A 12,613-nucleotide genomic window follows, 5' to 3' on the forward strand; every position below is an offset into this window, starting at 1 on the left:
TTTTTAATACAAATATTTATCTAATAAACAATTTTATAAAATTTTAGTATTTATTGTAAAAAATTGAATAATATTCAGTTATATTAGATTCATTTAATATATTGAAAATCAAAAAAATTCATATTATAAATCAAGAAAAAATTATGTATTTTTATTTATTTTTCATTTAAAATATTGAATATTGTTTAATATTTATTATAAATCATATTAATTTTTATTTTTAAATGTGATTATTTTAAAAAATTAAGGGCATTATAATCCATATTATTTTTTTTATTTATTTTTAATGGTTATTATTTAAAAAAAAGTTATTTATGTGATTTTGGTTTTTCAGCATCCACATATTTTTCATGAAAGCTTTCAAACCATATTCACATAAATTTTAAATTAAATTTTATTTTCTATTTCTTATAGGAATCAATATCAATGACATTAAACAGATCAATAAAACTAAAATTGGATTTCCTGTTTTTAAGCTGACATTTCTGTCTATTTTTGGAATCTTTTTAGTAGTCTTATTGCTATCAGGTTCATTTGGTACAATTACTTTAGTGGTATTAGTACTATTAACTGTGTCATTGGTTATGTTATGACCTGCTATAGCAGTATTATTCTTGACTCCTGCAGTAATAACTCTAAATAGAATATCTAGACTTATGGATTCTCCAGGTTGCAATATTCCCTTATATGTCCAAGTGTCTATTCCATCAAATGTCCATTCATTATTTTTATCGATATAGGATAAATAAACCAATCCATTGGAATATTCATTGTCCTTTATGTAGACTCCAGTTAAGTTACAGTCACCTGTATTTGTTAAAATGATTGTAAACCTTACTGTTTCTCCTATTGTAACTATTTTATTGTTGGAAATTTTTTGGATTGTCATGTTTGGATTGAAAACAATAGTCTTATTGCTGCTGTTGGAAATATTTATGTTATTGTATCCAGAGCTTACATTGTTAACTAATGTTCCATTTTTAGTAGTGTTAAAAATTAGAATCAGACTTCTTGATTCATTTGGATTCGATTCAATTGTTCATTCAATATGTACTTATTGTTCTCTTTTGTCCAATTTCCATTTTCTATTCTCCAACCAATAAAATCTAATCCGCTGCTATAATCTTCATCGATTATATATGGAAAATTAATAATGTCATATCCATTGTTTGTTAGAGTTATGCGAAATTCCACTGGGCTACCAATCAATACTTGTGGGTTTAATGTTTCTTTTTCTACAGTTTGATTAATCTCTTCATATGTTAGATTAAATATTACGGCATTCTGATAACTATTTGGTGCTAAGAAATACTTAAAATTAAATGAAACTATTGTTCCATTATCTAGGATTTTGCTGGCATTATGAGTAGGAATCCTAAAGCCTGCATCATATAAATCTATTACATGCTGGATAGGAGGGTATATGTTTCCATAATTAGTATAATTCCCATCTGTAAATGCCCAAATAAATTGAAACATATCATAAGGTTCGAAAACGCTTTGATTGAAGTAATATTCATAGATTAATATTTTAACATATTCAAATACATTTTCACCGGTTCTTGAATTCCTTACAGCAGTCATATCATTTATTACATAGCCTCTGAGTGGAGGGAATGCTTTGGATTCAGAACAGAATCCCGGTTCGCCTGTAGAGAAAACAATTTCTCCACCATAATGTGCATTAATGGTTTCCAGTATGTTTAATAATATGCATTCGTTACTTGAATTGCCTAAATTACTATTTGATATTGCAAATACATTGGTACCATTTTTGGCATTATTTTTGACAAAATTATTATTGTAAGAACTTATGTTTGCAGCTAATATTGCTCCACCATAAGCTTCAGCAGAGTTATTAGTGAAATTAGAGTTCATGACAGTAATATTGTTACTTAGTATTGCGCCTGCATATGAAAAAGCGTAATTATCAGTAAAAATGGAATTATTAACAAGACTATTTGGCCCTTCAATATTGAGGGCTCCACCACCATAATTTACAGAATTATTAATAAATTTTGAGTTATTAATATTTGTATTGTTACTTGAATGTACCGCTCCTCCAAATTTTGCATTATTATCTATAAAACTGCAATTATTAATTGCAGTGTTAGAAGATTTTAATGCGCCGCCTATTTTTCCTCCTGTATTGTTAGTAAAGACAGAATTTTTAGCATCAATGTTTCTTGCACTTATAGCTCCTCCATAAATTCCTTCATTGAATTCAAAGAAACTATTTCTAACAGTTACATTAGGTGCATAAATAGCCCCACCACCATCTGGATATTCAGAATATCCAGTATTATTTCTAAAGGTGGAATCATAAACAGTTACTTCTTTTAAACCATATATTGCTCCACCAGATTTAGCTTCTGAATTTTCAAATATAGAATTATATACAAAAACATTTTTCCTTGAATATATTGATCCTCCATATAAATTAGCAGCTTTTGAGGATAATACTTTATTTAGGTTAAAATAGGAGTTGTTAACTATTATGTCTTCATATGTGTATATTGCACCACCACTGCTGTTGGAAGTAAAATTAATGAATGAGGAATTATTTATTGAAATTTCACCTCTTGATAAAATTGATGAACCTTCTTTACTGTAGCCATTATAAAAATTCAAGTTATTAATGCTTAATGAAACATTTGAAATTACATTGAATATACGTGCACTATTATCTGCATCAATGGTATGGTTATTTCCATTAATTATTAAACTTCTATTAATGGTTATTCCATTTGTAAAGTCTGAATCAGTATCAGGATTGAAAAAATAATCAACATCAATATTTATGATTCCATCAGTATTGGAATTAATTAAATTATCCAAGTCTTTGAAAGAATCTTTTTCATTGGAATCTTTAAGATTATTTTCATTTTTTGAATTTAATACTGTCCCATCTTCATTATTTTGATAATGAGTAGTATTATCTTCAACTTGTGAATCATCTATTATAATATTATTATTGTCAATATTCTTATTATCAACTTTATCATGATTTTCATTAATTTCCAATGCAGATACAGAAGAAATAGTTAAAAATAATGAAAAGATCAATAAGATAACTATTATCTTTTTTTTCATATTTAAAACTCCAATAATGGATTCAATAAATATTAACTTGTTTGTTATTGTAAAATAGGTATTATATATAAGATTTAAGTATTTGCATCTTTCATCTTCATTAATTGAAAAGTTAGTTAATATTAATCAAATCCATTTATGCCTATAAATTTGATTTATAGGATTGCTATAAATCTTATCCATAGGTTATTCTCATTCTTTAAATCATAAAGCGAGAATATTGGCATCTATTGGTATCCGTTTTTCTATCTAACGTAACGGGGTTAAATTTAAAAAAAGTGGCTAACCAATAGACTAAAAAAAACTATAAATTTCTGCTTAAAATATTTAATGTATTTTATGGATACAAAGAATTTTAAAAATTAACTTATAGTTTAATGGTAAATAATAATTTACATTTTAACTTATATTTTTTTTATTTATAAAGATAACTATTAAATAAAATAACAATTTAATAATTTTTCTTAAAATTTATAGATTTATTAAACAATGTTCAATTTTATTTAAATAACATTATCAAAATGATAATATTTTTAAATTTATTAAATGGAAAATTTAAAAATTATTTTTAAAGCTTTTCAGAAGAAAATAACATCAAAATATTATTTTCTTAACTAAAAAAGCATATTTATAATTATATGTCAAAAATAGCTGATTTTAATTTATTTAATTATATTCCACTTTCCATATGTTTTTTCCCAACTTAGGGGTCCCTTAAAATCCTTAAAAGATCATTTTTTTAAATCCTATATTCTTTGGGGAATAAAGCATTAGTGAAATTATAGGTTATCATATCATTTAAGGGAAATGTTTCAGGCAATAAAAGATTAGTGAAATGATAGCTTATCATATCATTTAATGTAATGTTTCAGGAATATTGCATATTAGAATTCAATAAATAACTATTTATACCTTGAAGGTTAATTATATATAACCAACATTAAGATATTTTTTATCTTAATCAAAAAAGATTAAATAGGTATTATTTTTTTTTTAAGGATTTGATTGTGTTAATATTTGTATCTTCCATTAGGATTAGATGGGTTAGGTAGATTAATAGTCATCTTAAAATATTTGAATAATTAAATGGCTTTAGATTATTAGATTCTATTTAAATTCAAAAATATAGGTGATAAAATGTTAACTACAATTATAGAGGATATGGAAGGAAACGTAATCAGCAAGCAGACATACATTAAAGATTATCCTTTTAATAATTTTTCATTCAAAAAGAAAAGGAGAAAAATAGAATTCAATCCTTCCTTCTTTGATGAATTGGACTTTTCTTTAGGAGTTTTAGCTCCAGACATGAATCTCAACGATTTTTTAATCTGTTTTTTAAATAAGCCTTTGTTGGATTACTTTAACATTGATTTGGATGAAGTCAAAGGGGCATACTTATTTGAATCCTTGGATTTTCTCAATGATTTCAATGTCAAGGATTTGCTGTTTGATTCATATGCCAATAATCAGGATGTGGAATTTAAGATTCTTCGTTATGTTGAAAACATAATGGTCAGCTCAAGGGTATATAAGTTTTTCAGATTCAATGATAAGCTTTATTTTAAGATCACCAATTCCGATGATCTGGATATTCTGAATAAATCAAATAAGGAAACTATAGAAAACTCGAACTTAAGTGTGGGAATTATCCAAGCCAATAAATGGGTTTACGGAAATCGGACCTTCTGCAGGATGAATGATGTCGATGAATCAAGCATCAATGAACTGGAAATCTTCAATAGGAATATAATCTCCAGAGAATTTGCAAGCGTTGAAGAATTGAAGTATATCCTTGACGATATCTTGAATCGCAGACTGTTTTTCTTCCAGGACAATCTAAAATTCAATTTCAATGGAGAAATAAGACATCTTAGAGAGTTCATTTATCCGACCTCTTTCAATAATCAGCCTGCAATTGAAGTGATTTTCATAGACCAAACAAAGGAAAAAAGGCTGAAGAAGGAATTTGCAGATTTAAATCGGAAAAATGAGATCATCTTAAAGTTAGGAAAACTTGCTGTATGCCAAGTTAAGGATGGGAGGATATATTGGTCAAATGAAATATTCTCGATTTTTGAAATCCCTCCAAATGAGCTGGAATTTCCTGCAATCACGAATTGTATAGGGGAGTTTTTTGACATTATTAAGGATTTCATCATTAAAACAGACTTAGCCAGCTTATATGATGAAATCAATAGTCAGAAGGATGAATCCTCTAAGCTTAACTTGAACTTCAGGATCAAGACAAGAAAAGGCAACATAAAATTCATAAATTGCGAATTCATTCTCTATGGGGAAGACCCATTGACGCTTACAGGATTTGTACAGGATATAAGCTATGAGGAATCCCTAAAGAATGAGTTGAACTATCAACTTAGGGAATATGAAAAGCTGTATGGGGAATTGCAGCAATCAAGAAAGATTCTAGAAGAGGAACTGGAAAACAAGTCACTGGTCCTTGAATATATTTACAATAAGTTCAATCTCAATTTAAAGATATTCCTCTATCTTCTAGGGACCTATCTTGATTCAAACCCTAAAATATCAGACAGTTATTATAGGATGTTCAAGAAAAGGATAGAGATACTCTGTAGGGGCAATGTCATTTCCCAGAGCAGTGAGTACTATGAGCAGCTAAGTTTAAGGGATTTTATGAATATTTTTATCAATGACTATTATTCCAAGCTTTTCAAGTCAAGCATAGTCAACTGCAATATTGAGGGAGATATCCTATTCTATAGGGATGAAATAGACTTGATATACTTGATTTTATGTGAATTTTTCATCAATATTCTAAAGATGGAGGAAACTGATATTGAAAGGCTTGACATTGAGGGATACTTGGAGGATGATTCAATAAGGATTTCCATCAAGGCATTCAACTATGAAAGGATTGATTTGCAATACTTGAAAGTTCTTGAATTTTTCAGGGAAATCGACAGCAATATGTATGACCTTTCAATTGATAGCGATGAGAAGGTCACTGAATTAAGGATATTGTTTGAAAACAGCAGTAAAAACGATGAGAATGCATTATCCAAGAGCACTGGATTTAATGATAAGGAGTCCAGAGTGAAAGGTAATGACTTATCAGACAGTAGGGGGGATTCATCATGAAAATTGTTATACAGGATATGGAAAACAATATTTTAAAGGAAATAAAAGATATGGGGAAATATGAATTGTTTTCAAATTCTCCTAGGTTCATGTCAGTTGAATATGATGAAAACTTCAAGATTTTTGACAAGTTGAATCAGGATTTGATAATTCTTAAGTTCTGCAAAAACAGCAAGGACTTCGTTGTTGAATTCATTTCACAAAATTACATAGACCTGATCAATTCAATATATGCGAATGACCATGACTTTACATTGTCTTATAAGAATATAGTGGGTAGATACTTTTCAAAATTATTCCCTTTCATTAAAGAAAACAACTTGTTAAGATTATTCATTAAAGTGGCTGAAACAGGACAACCATTTGAATTCAGGGAAGTCAAGTACATAGATGACATTTTAATATCCATTTATAGGCATAAGCTATTCCTATTTGGGGATAAGCTTTTTCATTTATCATATTTGGAAGAGGATTTGGACTTGCTGTATTTTGCAGGAGAGGAGTTTTTCAATAAATCCGAAAGACCATATATTCTGATAGAAGGAAATGAAGTCTTGAAGGTAAATTCCAAGTTCCTGGATTATTTTGACATTGAGGAGAATGAGATATTGGGGTTCTACGATTTTGGAAATCTTGACCTGGTTGGAATTGGCCATGATGATTTGGACATGATCTTAAACAATCTCCTAAACAGAAAGTCACTCTTTGAAACATTTGAATTTTCATTTAGGGATTCCAAAGACAGAATCCGGTGGCTTAGGGCATTTGCATCCCCTTCAAGCCATAACTACAATCCTGCTGTAAAAATGTTCTTCAATGAAATCACTGAAGAGAAGGATCATGAGATGGAAGCCTACCTATTAAGGGATACTCTGGATTTGGTTCAAACGGAAAATGATATTGCCGGCTTTTACATGAAACATTCAAAAAGCAAGACTCATCATATTGAAAATTATGAGGAACATCTTGAGGGAGGGTTCCTTGAAGAGAATATCTTAAGCAGCAATGTAAAAAATCTGGAAAAGGAACGGTTTCTAAATAATGATATTGGTGATGATTTATCTAAAGTCCGAGATAACGATAAGGACATATTGAATAAATTGAACCAATTCACTGTATATTCAAAAGGAATATTCAACATTCTCGATTTGAATCCTGATGATTTGAGCCATAGCATGGATTCCAATGATTTGGATGAGGATTTGGAAATCAGTGATTCCCTCAATGATGATTTAAGTGTATTTACAGTTTATACCAGTGATGGATTAAGTGATGATTCATCTGGCAGTGGATTTGAAGGACAGTCCAGTGATGATTTTGGTGTTGGTTCAATTGGCAGTGGATTTGAAGGAGAGTCCAGTGATGATTTTGATAATCTCAGCAGGATTGATTTTATAAAGTATATATCAGATTTGGATATTAAAGATTTCAAATCAGAGCTTAGCAATTTTTCCAAAAACTATGACACAATCAATACAAACATCAGGATCATCAGTGAAAGGAATAGGGAAAAATACATTAATTTCATTATTGAAGGGGAATTCAATGAAAATGGTGAGAATCTGGATTATATCGGATTTTTAAAGGACAATACCGATAGGATTCTCAATGAAAATATGCTGAAGGATAACTTAACCCAATTGGATGTTCTCTTAAGCAAGATTACAGAAGTGAATCGGAAGCTGGAAAAAACCCAAAAGTCTGAAGAGAAATTATTGAATGACTCCCATGTATTTATAAAGGACCTTTTATATTTGTTTATAAGGATAATGGATTACAGTTTAAAGTCAGGATTGGATAAAAAGATTATTCTTGAGAATTTCAAAAGGAGAATCAATGTTCTGCTCTTAATCCATCAGTATATTGATAGGGACTTCGACTTATTGAACATAAGCGTAAAGGATTACATTGAGGAATGCTTGAATTATCTCTCTAACGACAAAAGCTTAAATCTGAGTTATAAAACAGATTTGGATGATGTCCATATCAATATAGGCTCTTTAGCATTTCTTGGAATTATCATCTATGAGTTTGCATATAACATTTTTGCTGGTGATGAGATTTCAATCAGCTTAAGAAAGAAAAGGAAAAATGCCTATTTGAAATTCACAAAGGAGAATTCATCTGGAAACAAGGGAAACTTTAACATCAAGTTAGTTGAGGAGATCTTGAATTCCCTGGATTTCCAATTTTCCAAGTCTAAAGATGAGGATTCATATGAGCTTTCAATTCCAATTGTCAATGAGCATATAGTCAGTTTGAACAATTAAGTGTCATAATATTTTCATTGTCTAATGAACATTGTTTGTGATTTCAATTAGTGATTATATTATTTTCATTGTCTAATGAACATTGTTTGTGATTTCAATTAGTGATTATATTATTTTCATTGTCTAATGAACATTGTTTGTGATTTCAGCTTTTTGAGTGGTATGATGAGCTCTAAACTAGTTAAGAACAGTGCCTTGATACTTCTGGGGAATGTTATTTTTCGTGTCGGAGGGTACATATACAAATATTTGATGGCTTCCCTATTGGGGCCTTCTGCAAATGGCATATTCACATTAACAACTCCTCTTCAAGGCATATTTCAAATTCTATCTGCAGGAGGTTTGCCTCAGGCAATTGCAAAATATATTTCAGAGTATAACAGCTTAAATGAAGAGGATTTGGCTAGGCAAACCGTTTTCATGGCTTTAAAGATTATGGTATTATTAGGGCTGTTCTTTGGATTTGTCATGATTGTCTTTGTAGCCCCATGGCTGGCTTATGAATTCTACAGAAAACCTATTGCCTTGCTTCCTTTGCAGGCGGTTGGTTTGATAACCCCATTCAGTGTAATCGTCGGAGGATTTAGAGGGGCATTTCAAGGGTATATAAAATGGAGTATATATTCTATACTCGTGCCATTGAGCAAATAGTGATGATTCTAGCTACCACTGGTTTTGTTCTGATAGGATTATCTGCTTTTGGGGCCGTTTTAGGTTCAGTGTTTGGGTTTGCAGTTTCATCGATTTCAGCCATTTATATATTTAAGATGTATATGGGCAAGTATTTGCCTAGGCCTAATGAGAATTTTGAATTATCATTTAAGGAGGAGTTGGATTTGGCTAGAAAGTTGGTTACATTTGCCATTCCAGTTTCAATCACAGGACTGGCTGAAATGGGGATTTATAGCATCTGCACTTTCCTTATGGGAGTATTCCTAACAACTGGAGTTATAGGTTATTTTGGTGTAGCTGATCCGATTGCTAGGTTGCCCTTAATCATTTCCAGTTCCATTGCCACATCAATTTTACCTGCAGCTTCAGAAGCCTTTGCAATCAATAACAGCTTTTTGCTTCAAAGATATGTTGAAGAATCCTACAAGTATGGGCTATTTTTCATTGTCCCAATGTCTTTGGGAATTGCCATATTCTCTAGGGAAATATTGGGATTATTGTTTTTTGCTCATCCTGAATATATGAATGGTTTTAGCGCATTGTCCATTTTGGTGCTTGGCATGGCATTCTATTCCATATATTCAATTTCCGCTAGCATTGTTCAAGGGATTGGCAATCCAAAAATCCCGTTGTACCTATTGATATTCTGATGTTTCGTCACATTCATTCTAGGATGGCATTTGATTCCTCAATATGGCCTAGTTGGAGCTGCATTAGCAACTTCAATCGCTTCATTTGCCATGACTGTTCCAATGTTTCTGATACAGTTCAATCTTACAAAAACCAAGCATCCATATAAATTTCTATTCAAGGTATTGGTTGCATCATTGATAATGATAATTCCTTCACTTCTATTGCCTAATGATAGTTTAGGATTAATCTTAGGATTGATCATCTGTCCAATAATATACGTTGCTATTATTGTTCTCTTAAGGGCATTTGATTGTGAGGAAATTAAAGGATTCAAGAGGTTTTCCCATAAGTTAGGTCCTCTTGAGAATTATTTTAACAATTTCCTAGACATCATAATTAATTTTTATGAGTGATTTGTTTTTTTTAAAATATTCCATTTTTATTGAATATATTAACTTAAAAACTAGTTTTTTTTTCTTTATGTTTTAAGGAAATCTTATTTTTTTAAAGAAAGCAATATTAAAATTATTAAAAAGCAGATTAGTTTTTTTTTTAAAAAAAACAATATTAAAGTCATTTAAAAGTAGATTAGTTTTTTTTTAAAAAAACAATATTAAAATTATTAAAAAGTAGATTAGTTTTTTTTTAAAAAAACAATATTAAAATAAATAAAAAAATATGGAGAATTCAATCGATATAAATCTTATCTTCGATTTTCAACTCTCCACCGCAAATAGGGCATATCTCATCTTCAGTAATGTATGAGATCTCATTTTGGCAATTGGGGCAAATGTCCCTTTTGAATCTCTCATCATTCAAAGTATAGAAATAGCTTCCATATATGATGCTGATGATTGTAATGCTGTTTATGTATGTGCCAATGAAATATTCAAGATAAGGGATTATCTTATTGAACTTTGACTTCAGATTCTCAAACTTCCCATTGGAATCAATCAATTCCTCAAGCAATTCCCTAAAGTATTTTTCATTTTCCAGAATAAAGTCATAAACCTCAATTTCCATCCTATTCTCAATGATTTTATTCAATTCAACTGCCTTTTCATATTTTTCTCGGATAAACTCGTATTGCCTATTTAGGCTATCCTTCAGTGTTTTAATTGATGAACAAGCACCATATCTTGATTCAAATGGATTGATTTCATAAATTATTACCTTTTTATTGCAGTTTCCACAATAGGTTTCTATTATATTGCCCACTAAAGGTGAAGATTCACTTTCTTCAATTGCCATCAAAACCCTATTTTCTATATTGATTTCATTGGTTTTTGGATCTAAATAAAAAAATTGGTCATAGTTGACGAATGTTGAATCACATTTCTTGCATTTATATTTAGTGTAATGAGTCATAAAATCACCGCCTGTTAGATAGTTAGTTTGAAAATGGTAGATGATACCTTAAGATGTCATTGAAGAAATTTTTATGAATCCTGAAATAAAATTAAGATGAATTAAGTCATTGGATGAATATTCCTCTTAATGTCTTGTAAAAATTAAGATGAATTAAGTCATTGGATGAATATTCCTCTTAATGAATACAAAAATTTAAGATGAATAAATTTATGGGATGAAAATCTTTCCTAAATCCTAAAATAAAATAAATGAAAATAAATAAAAAAATTAGAAAAATGAAATTAAAGCTTTATGGGCTAATCTATGGAATTACAGCGAAATTTAATAGGAAATAGATTACCCACATTATTACTGAAACGAGTATAATGTATATACCATGTTCCCTATATGAAGGTGGCTTGTTAACGATAGCCAATATAATTCCATATATAAAACCAATCAATGGAATGAGCAGAGCAAATACATACCCTATGATTATTATGATCTTATTTCCATTGCTTGTCTTTTCTGATTTTGCCTCTATATTATCGCTTTTGAAAAATGTTTCATCATCCAATTTTATTTCATCTTCATTTATGATTTCGGCATTAATTGTTTCCTCTTGGTTTTCATTGTTTTCAGTGCTTTCGATTTCCTCTTCGATTTTTTCGTCATTGCTCATTTTTCTCACATCTTTTCTTCTAATTAAAAAATATCATTTCTTAATTAATTGTAGGATATTTAATCATATAAAAGTTATTTTTGAACATTTTTTAAATTATTATTATTTTAATTAAAATTTTTAAACAAAATTAAAAATATTAATATTTCTATTGAATATAATTATTTTAAATTAATGTAAACTTGGAAGGTTTTATTTTTTATGAACATTATTTTAAAATCGGATTGCTTTCTTGGACATTGTTTATTTTGCTTGGATTAATCTGTTTTTTTTGCATTAAAACATTTATGCTCACATTCTGGCAATATGGTGTTGAAGTGGGAATCAGATATGGTCATGAAAGTTTTGTTATTATATATTTGGATATGATAAGAAATTGCATTCTTTCATTTTCAGGGTTTTGAATTATACATTTTGCATATTTTTAGCTATTGGAATCCCTGAATTATCAATCCATTAAATCCCTTTTTTTTATTTTATGTCCAACAAACAATTTGAATGCAATAAAAACTAGTTTTTTTAGCTTTTTCAGATATCAATTAAGTTTTCAATAAATTTTTAAACAAACTGCCTTTGCTTATCTTTATTAATAAATAAATTATATTATTTCTATGAATTAAATATTTTATAAAGGTTTATGGGATGCGGCTTTAGGTCATATGGTTTCTATTTCCTGGTGTTTTAGGGGGTACAGCTTTAGGTCATATGGTTTCTATTTCCTGGTGTTTTAGGGGGTGTAGCTTTAGGTCATATGGTTTCTATTTCCTGGTGTTTTAGGGGTGCGATTTCGTGT

Annotated in this window: 7 protein-coding genes and 1 pseudogene; 4 read left to right on the plus strand and 4 right to left on the minus strand. The window is 29.4% G+C overall.

The window, feature by feature from the left end; genetic code table 11:
* Positions 1 to 394: 394 nt before the first annotated feature.
* Both VW161_RS07800 and VW161_RS07805 read right to left on the minus strand, forming a co-directional pair.
* Entirely contained in the window at positions 395 to 889 is a 495-nt protein-coding gene (locus VW161_RS07800; RefSeq protein WP_325192882.1) for a hypothetical protein, read from the minus strand.
* A 113-nt stretch (positions 890 to 1,002) separates the two neighbouring features.
* Positions 1,003 to 3,093, minus strand: a complete 2,091-nt coding sequence (locus VW161_RS07805; protein WP_325192883.1) for a hypothetical protein — start codon at positions 3,091 to 3,093, stop codon at positions 1,003 to 1,005.
* A 1,137-nt stretch (positions 3,094 to 4,230) separates the two neighbouring features.
* On the opposite strand from VW161_RS07805, the gene VW161_RS07810 reads away from it, so the two are divergent.
* From VW161_RS07810 to VW161_RS07825, 4 genes and pseudogenes are all read left to right on the plus strand, one after another.
* A complete protein-coding gene (locus VW161_RS07810; protein WP_325192884.1) occupies positions 4,231 to 6,213 on the plus strand; it encodes a hypothetical protein in 1,983 nt (660 codons plus the stop codon).
* Positions 6,210 to 8,483 (plus strand): hypothetical protein, encoded by a 2,274-nt coding sequence (locus tag VW161_RS07815; RefSeq protein ID WP_325192885.1) that lies wholly within the window; start codon positions 6,210 to 6,212, stop codon positions 8,481 to 8,483. Before VW161_RS07810 ends, VW161_RS07815 begins: the two co-directional genes overlap by 4 nt.
* A gap of 165 nt (positions 8,484 to 8,648) precedes the next feature.
* Positions 8,649 to 9,805, plus strand: a pseudogene (locus VW161_RS07820) (flippase).
* A gap of 30 nt (positions 9,806 to 9,835) precedes the next feature.
* Complete coding sequence (locus VW161_RS07825; protein WP_325192886.1) at positions 9,836 to 10,201, plus strand: polysaccharide biosynthesis C-terminal domain-containing protein; 366 nt, start codon at positions 9,836 to 9,838, stop codon at positions 10,199 to 10,201.
* Between the two features lie 274 nt (positions 10,202 to 10,475).
* Here VW161_RS07825 and VW161_RS07830 read toward each other — a convergent pair whose 3' ends face one another.
* Together VW161_RS07830 and VW161_RS07835 are read right to left on the minus strand one after the other, a co-directional pair.
* Entirely contained in the window at positions 10,476 to 11,156 is a 681-nt protein-coding gene (locus VW161_RS07830; RefSeq protein WP_304094869.1) for a hypothetical protein, read from the minus strand.
* Positions 11,157 to 11,460: 304 nt separating this feature from the next.
* Complete coding sequence (locus VW161_RS07835; protein WP_304094872.1) at positions 11,461 to 11,820, minus strand: hypothetical protein; 360 nt, start codon at positions 11,818 to 11,820, stop codon at positions 11,461 to 11,463.
* Positions 11,821 to 12,613 lie beyond the last annotated feature (793 nt).

The organism is Methanobrevibacter ruminantium (genome assembly GCF_016294135.1).
Lineage (GTDB): Archaea > Methanobacteriota > Methanobacteria > Methanobacteriales > Methanobacteriaceae > Methanobrevibacter > Methanobrevibacter ruminantium_A.